Raw genomic sequence first — 17,411 nt, 5'->3', positions numbered from 1 at the left:
ATTCATCGTGTTTATTCGAGCCGGGGGCTGCGGTCAACTGGGGACTCCCCCATCTCAGGAGCATGGCATGTCCAAGATCGACCATTCGCTGCACGGCAAGACGGTGCTGATCGCCGGTGGCGCGAAGAACCTCGGCGGGCTGATCGCCCGCGATCTGGCCTGGAACGGCGCCAGCGCAGTGCTGATCCACCATCACGATGCCGACTCGCTTCCAGCCGCGCAGGAGACCGCGCGCGCCGTCCAGGCGGCCGGCGCCAAGGCCGAGATCTTCTCCGGCGACCTGACCCGTCCGGACAACGTCGCCGCGCTGTTCGATGCCGGCGTGTCGGCCTTCGGCCATATCGACATCGCCATCAACACCGTCGGCATGGTGCTCAAGAAGCCGCTGACCGAGATCGGCGAGGCCGAGTACGACAAGATGTTCGACATCAACGCCAAGGCGGCGTTCTTCTTCCTGCAGCAGGCCGGCCTGAAAGTGGCCGACCACGGCAAGGTGCTGACCCTGGTGACCTCGCTGCTCGGTGCCTTCACCCCGTACTACGCCGCCTACGCCGGCGCCAAGGCGCCGGTGGAACACTTCACCCGCGCCGCCGCCAAGGAGTTCGGGGCGCGCGGCATCTCGGTGACCGCGATCGGACCGGGGCCGATGGACACGCCGTTCTTCTACGGCCAGGAGGACAAGGACGCCGTGGCCTACCACCGCTCGGCCGCGGCGCTGTCGGGCTGCAGCCGCACCGGCCTGACCGATATCGAGGACGTGGTGCCGTTCGTCCGGCACCTGGTCAGCGAGGGCTGGTGGATCACCGGCCAGACCCTGCTGATCAACGGCGGCTACACGACCAAGTAAGCGGCGACGCGCCCGCCCACCGGCCTTCACACGGGGCGGGGCACGATGAGTCCCATCCTGCCCCCGCTCCCGAGGTTGCGCATGTCGTCACGCTGGCTCTGTCTGTTGGTCCTGGCCTGGCTGCTCGTGTGGCCGCCGGGCGCGTCCGCCGCCGACCCGTGCCCGTTACTGCGCGCGCAGGTGGCGGCGCCGGACCCGGCGACGCGGCTGGCCGCGGTGGCCTGCGAGGAGCACCAGACCTGGCACCGGCCGTTCATCGATGTGGACGGGCGTTACGCGGGGTCGACCGTGCGCGAGGCCGAAACCGCGCTGCTGACCAATGGCGAGCAGGCCTGGCGCCGGGTCGCGGGCTATTGGGTGGGCGCCGGCCTGCTGCCCCGGCTGCAGCACCGGCCGGGCGCCGGCGAATGCGCCTACGCGGCCTACGGCGGTGCGCCGTCGCCCGGGTGCCGGGCGTTCCTGGTCGATGTGCCGTGGTCGGCGGCGTTCGTGTCCTGGACCGCGCGGCGCGCCGCGCTGCCCGGCTTCGAGGGTTCGCCCAGCCACGTCGACTACGTGCGCGCGGCCTACCGTAACCCCGAGACCAGCGCCTACCGCGTCGCCAACCCGGTGAGTGCGCGGCCGGCGCGCGGTGATCTGCTGTGCTACGTGCGCGCCGCCAACCGTGTGTTTGGCTTTGCCGGCCTGGCGACGCTGCTCAGCAGTGAGGACAGCGGGCTGGGCATGCACTGCGATGTCGTCGTCGGCGCGGCTGCCGAGGGCGGCAATGTCGCGTACCTGGTCGGCGGCAACGTGCTCGACGGCGTGACCATGCGGATGCTGCCGCTCTCGGCCGGCGGGCAGTTCGCCGGATTGCCGATGCGCACGCTCGACGACGTGCCGTGCACGCCCGACACGCCGGCCGCCTGCAGCGCCAACCGCCAGGACTGGGCCGTGCTGCTGCAACTGCGGCCGGCGCAGGAGCTGGCCGCGTTGCAGCCGGCGATGCCGCTGGTCTCGCCGACGGCGCCCACGCCGGTGCTGCCGACGCCGGGCCAGCCCTCGGCCCCGATGTGCTGCGTGGAATGCAGCGTCGGCGACGGCCTGCCGCGCTGCCCGTGACGCGCGCGCGTCAGCCCGCGTGCGCGCGCTGGCTCGCGGCGAACGCGGCCTGTTGCTCCGGCGTCGCCTCGCGCTGGTGCTGGGCCTTCCAGGTCTCGAACGGCATGCCGTAGAACGCCTCGCGCGCCGCGGCCTTGTCAAACGCCACGCCCTCGGCGCGCACCGCATCGCCGTACCAATCGGCCAGGCAGTTGCGGCAGAAGCCGGCCAGGATCATCAGGTCGATGTTCTGCACCTCCGGCCGGGCCTCGAGCAGATGCGCGCGCAAGCGCCGGAACGCGGCCGCCTCGGCGCGGATGCGGGCGTCGTCGGACAGCGGGGCGGGCGTGGGCTTGGGCGCATCGGTCATGGTCGATCCAGGGGGCAGGGGAGGCCGACAGGATCGGCATCGCTGCCGATGTCTGCAAGCCGGGGGCCGAATCAGGGACAATGGGGCGCTCTTTCGCCGCACGACGCCCGCATGACCGCCGCAGACCCCGTTCCGGCCCGAATCCTCGACGGCAAGCGCATTGCCGACACCCTGCTCGACGAACTGCGCGTGCGCGTGGATGCGCGCATCGCCGGCGGCGGGACGCGTCCGGGCCTGGCGGTGGTGCTGGTCGGCAGCGACCCGGCCTCGCAGTCCTACGTGCGCAACAAGCGCCGCGCCGCGCAGAAGGTGGGCATCCAGGCCTTCGACTTCGACCTGCCGGTGGGCACGACCGAGGCCGAGCTGGTCGCGCTGATCGACCGCCTCAACGCCGACCCCGCCGTGCACGGCATCCTGGTCCAGCTACCGCTGCCGGGCATCGACGACGCGAGCCGGCTGATCGAGCGCATCGACCCGCGCAAGGACGTCGACGGTTTCCATCCGGCCAACGTCGGCCACCTGGCGCTGCGCCAGTTCGGCCTGCGCCCGTGCACGCCGCGCGGCATCACCACGCTGCTGGCCTATACCGACCGCCCGGTGCGCGGCGCCAGCGCCACGATCGTGGGCGTCAGCAACCACGTCGGCCGGCCGATGGCGCTGGAACTGATGATCGCCGGCTGCACGGTGACCACCTGTCACCGCTTTACGCCGCCGGACGTACTGCGCCGCCATGTCGGCGAGGCCGACATCCTGGTCGTCGCCGTCGGCCGCCCCGGGCTGATCCCCGGCGACTGGGTCAAGCCCGGCGCGGTGGTGATCGATGTCGGCATCAACCGGCTCGACGACGGCCGCCTGGTCGGCGATGTCGGCTTTGTCGAGGCCGCGCGGCGGGCGAGCTGGATCACGCCGGTGCCCGGCGGTGTCGGCCCGATGACCGTGGCCACGTTGATGCAGAACACGATCGAAGCGGCCGAGCAGGCCGGCACTTAGCGCGACATCCGCGGCGTCCGGTCGCGGCGCGCCGGGGCCGCAAACGCGATAGAATGGCGCGCTTCCTCCTCCCCGGCACCCCGCATGCTGCGCATCCAGGCCGAAGCACTCACCTACGACGACGTCTCGCTCGTTCCCGCCCACTCGATCGTCCTGCCCAAGGACGTCCGCCTCGCCACGCGGCTGACCCGCGACCTGCGCCTGAATCTGCCGATCGTCTCGGCGGCAATGGACACGGTCACCGAAGCGCGCCTGGCCATCGCGATGGCGCAGATGGGCGGCATCGGCATCGTGCACAAGAACCTGAGCGTCGAGCGTCAGGCGGCCGAGGTGGCCCGGGTCAAGAACTTCGAAGCCGGCGTCATCCGCGAACCCTTCACCGTGGGCCCGGATACCAGCATCGGTGAAGTGCTGCGCCTGACCCGCGCGCGCAACATCTCCGGCGTGCCGGTGGTCGACGGCGGCAAACTGGTGGGCATCGTCACCGGGCGCGACATGCGCTTTGAGACCAAGCTCGACGACCCGGTGCGCAACGTCATGACCAAGCACGACCGCCTGGTCACCGTGCGCGAGGGCGCGAGCGAGGACGAGGTGCTGGCGCTGCTGCACAAGCACCGCATCGAAAAGGTACTGGTGGTCAACGACGCCTTCGCGCTGCGCGGCCTGATCACCGTCAAGGACATCCAGAAAGCCCACGACAACCCCAACGCTGCCAAGGACGCCGACGAGCAGTTGCTGGTGGGCGCGGCGGTCGGCGTGGGCGGCGACACCGAAGCGCGCGTCGAAGCGCTGGTCGCAGCCGGCGTGGACGTGATCATCGTCGACACCGCGCACGGCCACTCGCAGGGCGTGCTCGACCGCGTGAACTGGGTCAAGAAGACCTATCCCAAGGTCCAGGTCATCGGCGGCAACATCGTCACCGGCGACGCGGCCAAGGCGCTCGAGGACGCCGGCGCGGACGCGGTGAAGGTGGGCGTGGGCCCCGGTTCGATCTGCACCACGCGCGTCGTTGCCGGCGTCGGCGTGCCGCAGATCACCGCGATCGACTTCGTCGCCGAAGCCCTGCAGGACCGCATCCCGCTGATCGCCGACGGCGGCATCCGCTACTCGGGCGACATCGGCAAGGCCCTGGCGGCCGGCGCCTCGACGGTGATGATCGGCGGCCTGTTCGGCGGCACCGAGGAATCGCCCGGCGAGGTCGAGCTGTTCCAGGGCCGCAGCTACAAGAGCTACCGCGGCATGGGCAGCCTGGGCGCGATGGAGCAGGGCAGCAAGGACCGGTATTTCCAGGATTCGTCCGACGCCGACAAGCTGGTGCCCGAGGGCATCGAAGGCCGCGTGCCGTACCGCGGCCCGCTGGCCGGCATCGTCCACCAGCTCGCCGGCGGCCTGCGCGCGACGATGGGCTACGTGGGCTGCGCGACGATCGAAGACATGCGCACCAAACCGCAGTTCGTGAAGATCACCGGTGCCGGCCAGCGCGAGAGCCACGTCCACGACGTGACGATCACCAAGCAGCCGCCGAACTACCAGGCCGGCTGAGGCCGCGCCGCCACGCACTGATCCGGGATTCGCGCAAGCGGATCCCGTTTCGTATCCGGCCCCCACCTTCCGTTTCCCCAGCGCGCCCGCGCCCTCACCCGACACGACAAGCCCACGCCGATGACCGACCTGCACAGCGACAAGATCCTGATCCTCGACTTCGGCGCGCAGTACACGCAGCTGATCGCCCGCCGCATCCGCGAGCTGGGCGTGTACTGCGAGATCTGGGCCTGGGACCACGACCCGGCGCAGATCGCCGCGTTCGCGCCCAAGGGCATCATCCTCTCCGGCGGCCCCGAATCGACGACCGAGCACGGCTCGCCGCGCGCCCCACAACAGGTGTTCGACAGCGGCCTGCCGCTGCTGGGCATCTGCTACGGCATGCAGACGATGGCCAAGCAGTTGGGCGGGGAGACCGAATCGGCCGACGCCCGCGAGTACGGCCACGCGGAAGTCGCGATCGTCGTCCAGGACCGCCTGTTCGACGGCCTGAGCGACCACGCCGGCAGCCAGCGCCTGGACGTGTGGATGAGCCACGGCGACCACGTCAGCGCGGCGCCGCCGGACTTCACCGTCACCGCCACCACCGACCGCGTGCCCGTGGCCGCGTTCGCCCATGAGGTCAAGCGCTGGTACGGCGTGCAGTTCCACCCCGAAGTCACCCACACCAAGCAGGGCCAGGCGCTGCTGCGCCGCTTCGTCGTCGACATCTGCGGCTGCGCCACGCTGTGGACCGCGGCCAACATCATCGACGACCAGATCGCGCGCGTGCGCGAGACCGTGGGCCAGGACGAGGTGATCCTGGGCCTGTCCGGCGGCGTGGACTCGTCCGTCGTCGCCGCCTTGCTGCACAAGGCCATCGGCGACCAGCTGACCTGCGTCTTCGTCGACACCGGCCTGCTGCGCTTCCAGGAAGGCGACCAGGTGATGGCGACCTTCGCGGACGCCTCCAGCGCCCACGGCCTCGGCATTCGCGTCATCCGCATCGACGCGCGCGAGCGCTACTTCAAGGCGCTGGCCGGCGTCAGCGACCCCGAGGCCAAGCGCAAGATCATCGGCAACCTGTTCGTCGAAATCTTCGACGAAGAGTCCGGCAAGCTCAGCAACGCCAAGTGGCTGGCGCAGGGCACCATCTACCCCGACGTGATCGAATCGGCCGGCAGCAAGACCGGCAAGGCGCACGTCATCAAGAGCCACCACAACGTGGGCGGCCTGCCCGAGCACATGAAGCTGGGCCTGGTCGAACCGCTGCGCGAACTGTTCAAGGACGAAGTGCGGCGCCTGGGCGTGGAACTGGGCCTGCCGCGCGAGATGGTCTACCGCCACCCGTTCCCGGGCCCCGGCCTGGGCGTGCGCATCCTGGGCGAAGTGAAGGCCGAGTACGCCGAGATCCTGGCCCGCGCCGACCACATCTTCATCGAGGAACTGCGCCGCGCCGACCTCTACGACAAGACCAGCCAGGCCTTCGCGGTGTTCCTGCCGGTCAAGTCGGTCGGCGTCGTCGGCGATGCCCGCGCGTATGAGTGGGTGATCTCACTGCGCGCTGTGGAGACCATCGACTTCATGACCGCCCACTGGGCGCACCTGCCGTACGACTTCCTGGGCCGCGTCTCGAATCGGATCATCAATGAGGTGCGTGGGGTCTCGCGGGTGGTGTACGACATCAGTGGGAAGCCGCCGGCGACGATTGAGTGGGAGTGAACGGGGCGCTACCCGGCGATTCGCGTCATTTGCTTCCGTCTTCGTGCGTACGGTAGATTTCCGTACACAGGAGGATTCCCATGAACAGCACAGCCGCCCGTCTGGATCTTAGGATCGACGCTCGGGACAAGGACCGGATCGCCCGCGCCGCCGCCTTGCGCGGTATGCCGGTGTCCGCGTTCGTGCGCAGTGCCGTGCTTCGGGAGGCGGACACGGCCATCGCGGCGGATACAACCGTCGCGCTGTCTCCGGCGGAATCTCGCCACTTCCTTGCGGCACTGGATGCGCCATTCCAGCCCAACGATCGCCTGCAGAAGGCGATGAAGAGCGCCGCCCGCCTCACCGATCCGCGCTGAAGGCGCATGGCACTCAGTTTCGTGCTGCTGGACAAGCGGCTGCACGATAGAACCGGATTCTCATGCGGCGTTGCCGCGCTGGATGACTACCTGCGCCGGCAGGCGAGTCAGCACCACCGCGACGGAATCGCGACCACGCACGTCCTTGTAGACGACAGCGCACCTAGGCAAGTGCTCGGTTACTGCGCGTTGTCTGCCGCCCAGTTGCAGCTGGAAGAACTCGAGCCGGGTGATCGCGCTCGGCTTCCCGCCTATCCGATTCCCGCGATCCGGATGGCGCGGCTGGCGGTCAATACCGACGCGCAGGGCCGGGGATACGGCCAGTTGCTGGTCGGACATGCGGTAAACATCGCCTTGGCAACACGGCAGACCCTTGGCGTGCGCGTACTGATCGTGGATGCCAAGGACGACGCGGCAGCGCGCTTCTACGAAGTCTACGGTTTCCGGCGCACTGCATCGCACTCGCTGGCCCTCTACCTGCCCATCTCCACGGCCTGCTCCATCGCATCAGCCTCGGCATAGCGTCCCGTCGCGGCCGGCTCAAAGGCGCTTGCGGTCCCACCGCTGCGGCACGATAATCAAAATAATGCATTTCAATCAATTTGTAATCGATTCTTTCCGCCCGTAATCCGGACGATGCACGAGCGCGGGTCCATCGTCAGCGCTCCCGTCGAAAAAGGGGAGTCCAGGAGCCATGCCATGAACGATCTGCCAGCCGACCCGATCGGTGCCGGGTGGCTCGCCCGGCGCTTCGAAGTGCTGCCCGCCGAACGGCTGCCGGTGCTCAGCCAGATAGGCGGGCGACGGGCGACGGCGGTCGAGGACGGCTTCCGTCTGGAAACCTACCAGGAGGCGATGCGGCCGTCCTCAGAACCCGCCGCGCACCTGCAGTTCCATCTTCGCCACGAAGTCCCGCACCTGGAGTTCCTCGCCCGGCTGTTCGCGCGCAGCGGGCCGGCCTTCGTCCAGGCTTGGGTGGATGCAGAGCCCACGGGCCAGTACGCCCGGCGGGCGGCTTTCCTGTACGAATGGCTGACCGGCGATGCCTTGCAAGTGCCGGCGCGGCTCGGCGGCAACTACGTCGATGCGATCGACAGCGCCAAGCTGGTCGCCGCCTCGCCTGCCCAGGTGGGCAAGGTCCAGCGCTGGCGGGTCAACGACAACCTGCCGGGCACCCGGTGGTTCTGCCCGACGGTGGTCAAGACCGAGACCGTGCTCCGCGCCGCGGACCTGGACGTGCGCGCGCTGTTCAGTGCGCTGGCGAGCGAGTTCGGCGAGGACCTCCTGATGCGCGCGGCGGCCTGGATGACGCTGCGAGAGAGCCGCGCCAGTTTCGCCATCGAGGGCGAGGCAGACCAGGACAGCCGCATCCAGCGCTTCGCCGACGTGATGGCCCGGCGCACCGGCCAGGACGCGCCCCCGCTGACCCACGAGGCACTCGCCGAACTGCAGCGCGAGATCCTGGGCGACAGGACCACGCTCGTGCATTTCGGCATCCGCCAGTCGCCCGTCTTCGTCGGCGAGCGGGTGCGCTACGAGGAAGTCGTGCACTACGTGGCACCGATGCCGGCGGACGTGCCACCGATGCTGGAGGGCCTGCGCGTCTTCCTGCATAGGACGCAGGGGCAGTCGCCGGTGATGCGCAGTGCCGTGGTGGCGTTCGGTTTCGTCTACATCCATCCGCTGGCCGACGGCAACGGCCGCGTGCACCGCTTCCTCGTCAACGACACGCTGCGCCGGGACGGGGTGGTGCCGGACCCCGTGATCCTGCCGGTGTCGGCCGTCATCACCGACGACGCCGGCGAGCGGCGCGGCTACGACCGCGTCCTGGACCGGGTCTCGCGGCCGTTGATGGAGAGGGTACGGGAGCTCGTAGCGTTCGAGCCCACGTTGACCACCTATCCGGACGGCGTGGCGTCGAATTTCGCGTTCACCGGTGCCGAAGTGGCACGGCCGGTCTGGCGCTATCCCGACCTCGGGCCACACGTGGTCTATCTGTCGGATGTCATCGCCCGCACGCTGACCGAGCAGATGCGCGAGGAATCGCGTTACCTGCGAAGCCATGCGCGCGCGCGCGCCGGGCTGAAGGAGATCGTGGAGATGCCCGACCATCAGGCCGACCGCGTGCTGCGCTCGATTGAGCAGAATCGCGGGGACCTGAGCAACGTGCTGGCCAAAGAGATGCCGGTGTTGAAGACGCCTGGTGTGTGGGACGACATCGTCGCGGCGGTGACGCTGGCGTTCAGCGATGGTGAGCCGGCAGATGCGTTGGCCGTGGAGCGCTACCGGCCGGAGCGGCCAGTAGGACGCTAGATGCGTAAGCTCAGCTCATTCTGCGCGCTGGCCGGCGTCAGCGACCCCGAGGCCAAGCGCAAGATCATCGGCAACCTGTTCGTCGAGATCTTCGACGAAGAGTCCGGCAAGCTCAGCAATGCCAAGTGGCTGGCGCAGGGCACCATTTACCCCGACGTAATCGAATCGGCCGGCAGCAAGACCGGCAAGGCGCACGTCATCAAGAGCCACCACAACGTGGGCGGCCTGCCCGAGCACATGAAGCTGGGCCTGGTCGAACCGCTGCGCGAGCTGTTCAAGGACGAAGTGCGGCGCCTGGGCGTGGAACTGGGCCTGCCGCGCGAGATGGTCTACCGCCACCCGTTCCCTGGCCCCGGCCTGGGCGTGCGCATCCTGGGCGAAGTGAAGGCCGAATACGCCGAGATCCTGGCCCGCGCCGACCACATCTTCATCGAGGAACTGCGCAAGGCCGACCTCTACGACAAGACCAGCCAGGCGTTCGCGGTGTTCCTGCCGGTCAAGTCCGTCGTCGTCGTCGGCGACGCCCGCGCCTACGAGTGGGTGATCTCGCTGCGCGCCGTGGAAACCATCGACTTTATGACCGCCCACTGGGCGCACCTGCCGTACGACTTCCTGGGCCGCGTCTCCAACCGGATCATCAACGAAGTGCGCGGGTGTCGCGGGTGGTGTACGACATCAGTTGGAAGCCGCCGGCGACGATTGAGTGGGAGTGAACGGGGCGTCTTTCGAGGCGATCGCTGTTGTCTTCCTATTGGCCAGCCTGAGTGCGACCGCGATTGCGTCCAAGCTGCCTTCGAGCCTTCGAGCCTTCGAGCCTTCGAGCGCTTCGTAGCGCTTCGTAGCGGCGGTCGGCCGCGTAACTGCAAACTGCCCGCCTTCTAGGGGCCGAATCTCCGCCATGGCCCGCTCCTTACATGCCTTGGATAGCCCATGGTGGATCGCTTGGCTGGAGCAGGCCATTGGCGACCGATCTTCAATTGTGTAAGAAAGCTCTGACATGGAGCAGGAATGGACCCGCAATTTGCTTACACGGAAGCCCCCAGTGGGGTGGACCCCGCCCGGGCCCTCATCTACCTCTGGGAGGTCCTCGACCCAGCAGGCCAGGTGGTTGGCCGCTACGTCGGCAAGGCCAAGAACGGGGCGCAGCGTCTCCGGATGGACTACCGCAAGAACGTGAACAACGTCCTTGCCGGGCGGCCCTACCGACTCAACAAGCCCACTGCCTTCCGCGCCATCCATCGCACCATGGCCGAGGCCATCCAGGCGGGTCACACGCTCCGCTTGACCTTGCTGTGCAATATTCCAGTCGGGGAAAGCATTGACGCCGTCGATCAGATGTGGTAGCGCCACTACGGGCTGCGTTAACCTCACCAGTCGAGTCTCGCCCCCCGCGACGATGGCACCTATCCTAGAGGTTGATCGATACTGCGCACTTGTCCTTGGGGAACTGCTTCATGCCTTTGCTGTCCTGGTTCAATCGCGACGCTGATCTCACCCGCGCCGCTCTGACCCCCTACCGGTTGCTTGAGCCGGTCGCCAAGCTCTCCTATGGCGAAGAAGACTCCCCGAACATGCTCATCGAGGGCGACAACCTCGACGCGCTGAAGGCATTGCTCCCCTACTACGCGGGGCAGGTGAAGTGCATCTTTATCGATCCGCCATACAACACCCAGACGGCTGTAAGCGTTCACTACGAAGACAACATCGGTCATTCGCAGTGGCTGTCCATCATGTATCCAAGGCTTCAGCTACTCAAAGAGCTTCTCTCGCCTGATGGTTGCATCTGGACCACGCTCGACGACAACGAGTCTCACTACTTCAAGGTGATTGCTGATGAAGTGTTTGGGAGAAGGAACTTCCTAGGAAATGTGGTTTGGAATCATAGCGTGCAGTCGAAAGGTTACAGCGGGAAGCTTTCGATTCATCACAACCATGTGCTCGGCTATCGAAGATCCGATGCATTTGAGTTGCTCGATTTTCCGAGGCTGGACGAGCACAACGTCAACTACTCCAACAAAGACAACGATCCGCGAGGACCTTGGCGGTCTGGTGACGTTCGAAATGCCCTGGTGCGAAAGAACTTGATGTATGACATCACCGCTCCGAACGGTAACGTCATCAAGCATCCTCCTAAGGGGTGGCGCTTCAGTCGATCGACTTTCGAAGATGAGCTGAAGGAAGGCAAGATCGTATTCTCTGTTGATCAAACGCGCATCATTCGCAAGATCTATCTAGCCGATCAGACTGGACGCGTTCCGGAGTCCCTGTGGTTCCCGCAGGATGCAGGAACTACTAGAGACGCTAAGAAGGAAGTGCGGGCTTTCGCCGCTGACGACGAATTTGAAACACCGAAGCCTGAGCGTCTGATCAAACGAGTTCTTCAGATGTCCACTCGCGAGGGCGACTTGGTTCTGGATAGCTTTTTGGGATCCGGAACAACAGCCGCTGCAGCACACAAGATGGGCCGTCGATGGATCGGCATTGAGATGGGCAGCCATGCAAGGACAATTGCGCAGCCAAGGTTGAAGCAGGTTGTCGATGGAGAACAAGGCGGCATATCAGAGGACGTTGCATGGGCTGGGGGCGGCGGTTTCCGCTATTACGAGCTGGGTGTAGCGGTCTTCGATGAGGATGGCCACATCCGTGACGGCATCAAGTTCGAACAACTCGCCGCCCACGTCTGGTTCGCTGAAACCGGCTCGGCTCGCTCGACCCGCGCCCCCAAAGAGGCCTTCCTCGGCGAGCACAAGGGGGTGGGCTACTACCTTCTGTTCAACGGGATCCTTGGGGATGTCAGCAAGTCGGGCGGCAATGTGCTGACACGTGCCTTGCTGCGCAAGTTGCCCAAGATCGATGGCCCCAAGGTCATCTATGGGGAGGCCTGCGCGCTGCCCACCGAGCAACTGCGCGAGCTTGAGATCGTCTTCAAGCAGACCCCCTACGACATCAAGGCCCGCTGACCATGGCGCTCTCGCTGAAGCTTTACCAAGCCCGTGCTCTCGCTAGCCTGCACGCCTACCTCGACGACGCGCGCCTGAAGGGCGCCAAGCAAGCGTTTGAGGACAACGTCGACAAGGGGCTGGTCACCGAATACAAGCCCATGCCGGGCCAGCCCCATGTGCCTTACGTCTGCCTGCGCATCCCCACGGGTGGCGGCAAGACCGTGATGGGCGCGCACATCATCAAGGCGGCGGGTCAAACCATCCTCGAGCGTCAGTTCCCGTTGGTTCTCTGGATGGTGCCCAGCACTCAAATCAAGAACCAGACGCTGGAGGCCTTCCGCAACCCCCGGCACCCGTATCGCCAAGAGCTCGACGAAACCTTCGGCGGGCAGGTGGCCATCTTCGATGTCGCCGACTTCGCGCAGATCCGCGTCGCTGATGTCGGCACCAAGGTGTGCCTCATCATCGGCACGGTGGCCGCCCTTCGGGTCACCGACAAGGAAGGCCGCAAGGTCTACGTCCACCACGAAGACCTTGAGCCGCATTTCGCAGGTTCGACGGCCGATCTCGATTACCTGGACCGTGGTGACAACGGCAAGGCGCTGGCGTCGTTCGCCAACCTGCTCAAGCTGCATGGGCCGTTGGTCATCATGGATGAAGCGCACAACGCTACGACCAGGCTCTCCTACGAGGTCTACGAGCGCCTCGCCCCGCGCGCGGTCGTCGAACTGACCGCCACCCCAGACGTGGATAGCTCCAACGTTCTGGTGAGCGTGTCGGCGTTCGAGCTCAAAGACGAGAAGATGATCAAGTTCCCCGTGGTGCTCAAGGAGCACTCCGGTCAGTGGGAAGTGGCCGTTAGCAGCTCTGTGGCCCGTCGCAAGGCGCTGTCGAAGGTGGCGCTGGATGAACCCGACTACATCCGTCCCATCTTGCTTATCCAGGCGGAGAGCGCGAAGGGCACGGCCACGGTTGAGGAGGTCAAGCGCCACTTGGTCGAGGTCGACAAGGTGCCCGATTCATCGATCGCCATCGCCACGGGTGACCAGCGTGGCATCGATGGGGTCGACCTGTTCGCCAAGGACTGCCCCATCGAGATCATCATCACCAAGCAGGCGTTGAAGGAAGGCTGGGACTGTTCCTTCGCCTACGTCTTCTGCTCGGTGGCTCAGATTAAGAGCGACAAGGATATTCAGCAGTTGCTGGGTCGCGTGCTCCGAATGCCTTATGCCACTGCCCGCAAGCAGGACACCATGAGCAAGGCGTACGCCCACGTCATTACCGAGAGCTTTGGTGCGGCCGCAGGCGAGCTTACCGACGCCTTGGTGAGCATCGGCTTCAACCCGCTGGAGGCCGCCGCCGGCATGCGACGCGACCTCGAGCCCATCGGCGACTTGGAACTGAAGGGCGGCGAGCACCATCCCATCCCGACCCCCGTCTTGCGTTTGAAGGTGCAGCACGCGCCGGATCTCGCCAACGCGCCCGAGCGGGACCACGAGCGGATCGTGTTTACCCCCAATGAGGACGGTGAGGGCGGTGTCGTCGAAGTCACCGGGGAAGTGGACGAGTCGACACACGAGGCAATCGTCGAAGCGGCGCCTAAGAAGGAGCGCGAGGGCGCGTTGGAAAAGCTCCGCCAGCACAACAACGTTGCCATGGCGGCCAAGGCGCCCAGCGAGCATGGCATCGTGTTCACGGTCCCCCGCTTGTGCTCCATGGAGCAGGGCGAGCTGGAGTTCATCGACCGCGGCGTCGTCACCGCTGACTTCAAGTGGGACCTGCTCGCCAGCCCGCCGGACCTGTCCAGCTTCCGCTTCAACGACGACAGCAAGACCTTCGAGGTGGATCTCGACGGGCAGGGCGTGAGCTACCACCTCGTCAAGGACGACGTGGCCACCTACTTGCCAGGCTTCGCTCAGGACCGCACCGCCACTGATCTCATAGGCTGGCTGGATCGCGAGGTGCGTGACCACACCATCGCGCAGCCTGTGCTCCGCGAGTGGCTCCGTCGATCCGTCGATGGCTTGCTGGAGCGCGGCTTCTCGCTCGGCCAGTTGCTCAAGGGCCAGTTCGTGCTCCGTCGAAAGCTGGCTGAACAGCTCGCCGCAGCGAAGGAAGCGGCCTTCAAGCAAGGGTTCCAGCAGGCCCTCTTCGAAGGCGGGCTCGAGGTAGTGATAGGGGATGGCCCCGATCACGGCTTCACCTACCCGGCCGACATGACGGCCTATCCCGCGAACTACTACTACCGCGGCCCCTACCGCTTCAGGAAGCACTACTACCCCGTGCCGGGCGACCTCTATTGGAAGACGCCCAAAGGAGTGGTCGGTGAAGAGTTCTTGTGCGCCCAAGCCATCGACATGCTGGAAGAGGTCGCGTTCTGGGTGCGCAATCTGGTCAACAAGACCCAGTTCTGGATGCCGACTTCGAAGAACCGGACCTACCCGGACTTCGTGGCCAAGCTCACCGACGGACGACTGCTGGTCGTCGAATACAAGGGGGGCGACCGCTTCACGGCTGACCAGGAGAAGGAGAAGCGGCTCATCGGTGCGCTGTGGGCCGAGCGCAGCAAGGGGAACGGCGTCTATCTCATGGCGCAGAAGAGCGACGGCCAGGGGAACAGCGTGACCGAGCAAATCAAGGCTGCTATCGCGTAATTTTCTTGAACAGGGGGAGCAAAGGAATGGCTGTCTACATATCGCAACTGGACGTTCAGAACTACCGCTCGTGCGTATCCACAACGCTCGAGCTCACGAACTTCACGCCTCTGGTGGGCCTGAACAATTGCGGCAAGAGCAACTGCTTGACCGCGCTTCAGTGGCTGGTGCGCAAGGCCAAGTTGGGCGTGGAAGATTTCCATGACCCAGCGGTGCCTGTAACGGTGACCGGCCGCATGACTGGCATCACTGAAGATGACCTAGCCACGCTCGATCCGAAGCACCGGGCGAAGATCGAGCCGAGCGTTCGGGATGGCGTGCTGATGGTGCGTCGAGAACAGCAGGTGCCGGGCGGAGACATGACTCTTCTCGTGGGGGACCCCGACACGGGCGAGTGGGCGCCTAATCCTGCAGGCATTGATAACGCGATAACGGGCCTTTTCCCTGACCCCATCCGCATCGGAGCAATGGAAAACGCCGAAGAAGACGCGAGTAAGGCCAAGACCACCACGACGATTGGAAAGCTGTTGGCCAACATGCTGGTGGCCATCCAGGAACGTCACGAAGCAGACCTTGCTCCTCATCTGTCGGCCATCTTCGGGATGGTGTCCGCAGAGGGCGACGCGCGTTTCGACGAGCTGGGGAAAATTGACGAATCCATCAACGGGAAGATCGCTGACCTTTTCCCCGGAATCCGCATCAAGCTCGATTTCCCCGTCCCTCTGTTCAACGACCTGATCAAGGCCGGCACGGTTCGAGTCTATGAGGGCGATGGACGAGGGAGGGCGTTTGGTTCCTACGGTCATGGCGCGCAGCGCGCCGTTCAAATGGCGATGGTTCGTCATCTCGCAGATCTGAAGCGTGGAGCGGCCGTAGCCGGAGGGGTGACCCTGCTGCTGGTCGACGAGCCGGAGCTCTTCATGCACCCGTTCGCCGTCGAGCAGGTCCGCGAAGCGCTGCGAGCCCTGTCCGTGGCCGGCTACCAAGTGGTGTTCTCCACCCACTCCGCCCAGATGATCCTCGCCAAGGATGCGAAGAACGCGTTGTTGATGACGAAGAAGCATCCGCATGGCACCAAAGCCCGGCCGAGGCTGCTTTCGGTGGTCGAAGAACTTGTTGCCAACCCCACGCACCAGTTACACCAAATCTTCAGTCTGACCAACTCATCGCAAGTGTTGTTTGCCGACAAGGTCGTGCTGACAGAGGGGAAGACCGAGCTCCGCTTGTTGCCTAGTCTCTTTCAAGCGGTCTCTGGAAGGACTTTGGGGCAGTCATCCCTTGCGGTTGTGCCCATGAGCGGCGTATCGGATACAAAAAAGTCTATGGAGGTTCTTGCGGCACTGGGATTGCCGGCGTGCGCCATCGTGGATCTCGACTACGCTTTCCGACAAGCAGAGAAACACGGCTTCTTGACGGCAGGCGACCCTGACGTCTCCGCCTGCAAGGCGCTTCTTCAAGGCCTGGCTGATGATGGGCTCATTACCTTGGATGATGGCGGTCTTCCCAAGAAGGGGGTGCAGGGGCCGGCCTCGAGGGCTTTCGAGTTGCTAGCGGAGCAGGCAACGGCCACCGCTCACATCGATGCGCTGGTGGCGAAGCTGCGCGATCAGTCGATCTGGCTTTGGAGTAGAGGGGCCATCGAGCCCCACGTCGGTCTCGAGGAGAAGAGCGAGAACGCCTGGCTCACTTGCCAGATCAGCATCGAAAGCGATGGCGTGGACACTGCTTGCGCAGACGCTGCTGGCATCCGATCGCTCGTCGACTGGCTCTCGCGGATCCCGGCCGAGATTGAGGCTGAGGCATGACCGGCAGAATGCGTTCTGTCTTCATGTTGGACGAGCCGGTGCGCCTACCTTCATTGCGGGGCATCGCTTCTACTTCGAGCAGGCCAAGGCGCGGCTGCTGTCGACCTTCGCGAACATCGATCAAGAAGCGAACGACGTTGCTGAAGCCTACTGGCAGGCCTCAGGCGTGTTCTTCAATCCCGATGTTCACGATGAGGCGAGCCACGCCGAAGACGCGCAGAGCGAAGGAATCATGTTCTACGAGTTGCTCTCGGAGATGCACGAGCGAACACGCTTGAGCGTGGTTGCTGGCATGTATCACCAATGGGACAAGGAGTTGCGGCGCTTCCTGTTGCGCCAGCTTCGATGGCCCGGCCTGATGCCAGGCCCGCGCACCCGAAGATCGTTGTGGACGCTCGATATCACCGAGATTGAAGCCCTTCTGCGTGGGCTTGGCTTGGAAGTGCGAGCATTCCCTAATTTTGCTCGTCTGGACGCCATGCGTCTGGTCGTGAACGTATTCAAGCACGGGGAGGGCAAATCGCTCGACGACCTTCGTCAGAGCTATCCCGAGTTCGTGCCTGCCGTGAATGGCTGGGTGCCGACGCATCCTGACGACACGAACATGAAGGTGACGGACGCTCACCTCGACGAGTTCGCAACCGCGATCGAGTCGTTCTGGACGAGTCTGCCTACTAAATTAGTCGTTGATGCCAACGCAGATCTGGATCTTCCCCGCAAGTTCGAGAATGCTCGTCGGAGAGATTTGGAGGAGCTTTCCGCACGTTGACCTCTCTGAGTGAGCATAGGCGTGTGGCATGCTCAAAGACCA

Annotated in this window: 14 protein-coding genes and 1 pseudogene; 14 read left to right on the top strand and 1 reads right to left on the bottom strand. The window is 65.3% G+C overall.

The window, feature by feature from the left end; all coding sequences use genetic code 11:
- Positions 1–67: 67 nt before the first annotated feature.
- Positions 68–847 (top strand): SDR family oxidoreductase, encoded by a 780-nt coding sequence (locus tag ABE487_RS04345; RefSeq protein WP_346444165.1) that lies wholly within the window; start codon positions 68–70, stop codon positions 845–847.
- Positions 848–928: 81 nt separating this feature from the next.
- The gene (locus ABE487_RS04340; protein WP_346451369.1) at positions 929–1,948 is read left to right on the top strand and encodes a DUF2272 domain-containing protein; all 1,020 of its coding nucleotides are present in this window, start codon (positions 929–931) and stop codon (positions 1,946–1,948) included.
- Between the two features lie 10 nt (positions 1,949–1,958).
- Here the strand turns inward: ABE487_RS04340 and ABE487_RS04335 are convergent, their stop codons facing one another.
- Complete coding sequence (locus ABE487_RS04335; protein ID WP_346451371.1) at positions 1,959–2,297, bottom strand: DUF1244 domain-containing protein; 339 nt, start codon at positions 2,295–2,297, stop codon at positions 1,959–1,961.
- A gap of 111 nt (positions 2,298–2,408) precedes the next feature.
- Here ABE487_RS04335 and folD point away from each other — a divergent pair, with 111 nt between their 5' ends.
- The 12 genes and pseudogenes from folD to ABE487_RS04275 all read left to right on the top strand — a co-directional run bounded on the left by folD (position 2,409) and on the right by ABE487_RS04275 (position 17,369).
- The gene (gene folD / locus ABE487_RS04330; protein WP_346444169.1) at positions 2,409–3,287 is read left to right on the top strand and encodes a bifunctional methylenetetrahydrofolate dehydrogenase/methenyltetrahydrofolate cyclohydrolase FolD; all 879 of its coding nucleotides are present in this window, start codon (positions 2,409–2,411) and stop codon (positions 3,285–3,287) included.
- 84 nt (positions 3,288–3,371) lie between these two features.
- Positions 3,372–4,829 carry an IMP dehydrogenase gene (gene guaB, locus ABE487_RS04325; RefSeq protein WP_346444170.1) on the top strand — a complete coding sequence of 486 codons (1,458 nt, stop codon included), beginning with the start codon at positions 3,372–3,374 and terminating at the stop codon, positions 4,827–4,829.
- 120 nt (positions 4,830–4,949) lie between these two features.
- Positions 4,950–6,530 (top strand): glutamine-hydrolyzing GMP synthase, encoded by a 1,581-nt coding sequence (guaA, locus tag ABE487_RS04320; RefSeq protein WP_346449202.1) that lies wholly within the window; start codon positions 4,950–4,952, stop codon positions 6,528–6,530.
- 80 nt (positions 6,531–6,610) lie between these two features.
- Positions 6,611–6,886, top strand: coding sequence for a DUF1778 domain-containing protein (locus tag ABE487_RS04315; protein WP_346451373.1), 276 nt, complete (start codon positions 6,611–6,613; stop codon positions 6,884–6,886).
- Between the two features lie 6 nt (positions 6,887–6,892).
- Positions 6,893–7,408, top strand: coding sequence for a GNAT family N-acetyltransferase (locus tag ABE487_RS04310; RefSeq protein WP_346451375.1), 516 nt, complete (start codon positions 6,893–6,895; stop codon positions 7,406–7,408).
- Between the two features lie 177 nt (positions 7,409–7,585).
- On the top strand, positions 7,586–9,199 hold the full coding sequence (locus ABE487_RS04305) for a Fic family protein (RefSeq protein WP_346451377.1): 1,614 nt from the start codon (positions 7,586–7,588) through the stop codon (positions 9,197–9,199).
- A gap of 24 nt (positions 9,200–9,223) precedes the next feature.
- Positions 9,224–9,912 (top strand): annotated as a pseudogene (gene guaA, locus ABE487_RS04300) (glutamine-hydrolyzing GMP synthase); the annotation flags it as partial.
- Between the two features lie 295 nt (positions 9,913–10,207).
- Positions 10,208–10,543, top strand: coding sequence for a hypothetical protein (locus tag ABE487_RS04295; RefSeq protein ID WP_346451378.1), 336 nt, complete (start codon positions 10,208–10,210; stop codon positions 10,541–10,543).
- 110 nt (positions 10,544–10,653) lie between these two features.
- The gene (locus ABE487_RS04290) at positions 10,654–12,159 is read left to right on the top strand and encodes a site-specific DNA-methyltransferase (RefSeq protein ID WP_346451379.1); all 1,506 of its coding nucleotides are present in this window, start codon (positions 10,654–10,656) and stop codon (positions 12,157–12,159) included.
- A gap of 2 nt (positions 12,160–12,161) precedes the next feature.
- Positions 12,162–14,795, top strand: coding sequence for a DEAD/DEAH box helicase family protein (locus ABE487_RS04285; RefSeq protein ID WP_346451380.1), 2,634 nt, complete (start codon positions 12,162–12,164; stop codon positions 14,793–14,795).
- Positions 14,796–14,821: 26 nt separating this feature from the next.
- On the top strand, positions 14,822–16,600 hold the full coding sequence (locus ABE487_RS04280; RefSeq protein ID WP_346451382.1) for an AAA family ATPase: 1,779 nt from the start codon (positions 14,822–14,824) through the stop codon (positions 16,598–16,600).
- Positions 16,584–17,369, top strand: a complete 786-nt coding sequence (locus tag ABE487_RS04275) for a hypothetical protein (RefSeq protein ID WP_346451383.1) — start codon at positions 16,584–16,586, stop codon at positions 17,367–17,369. Before ABE487_RS04280 ends, ABE487_RS04275 begins: the two co-directional genes overlap by 17 nt.
- Positions 17,370–17,411: the final 42 nt, after the last annotated feature.

The sequence above is a fragment of the Luteimonas sp. TWI596 genome (assembly GCF_039674105.1).
Taxonomy (GTDB): Bacteria; Pseudomonadota; Gammaproteobacteria; order Xanthomonadales; family Xanthomonadaceae; genus Luteimonas.
This window is presented reverse-complemented; position numbering and strand designations above follow the sequence as displayed.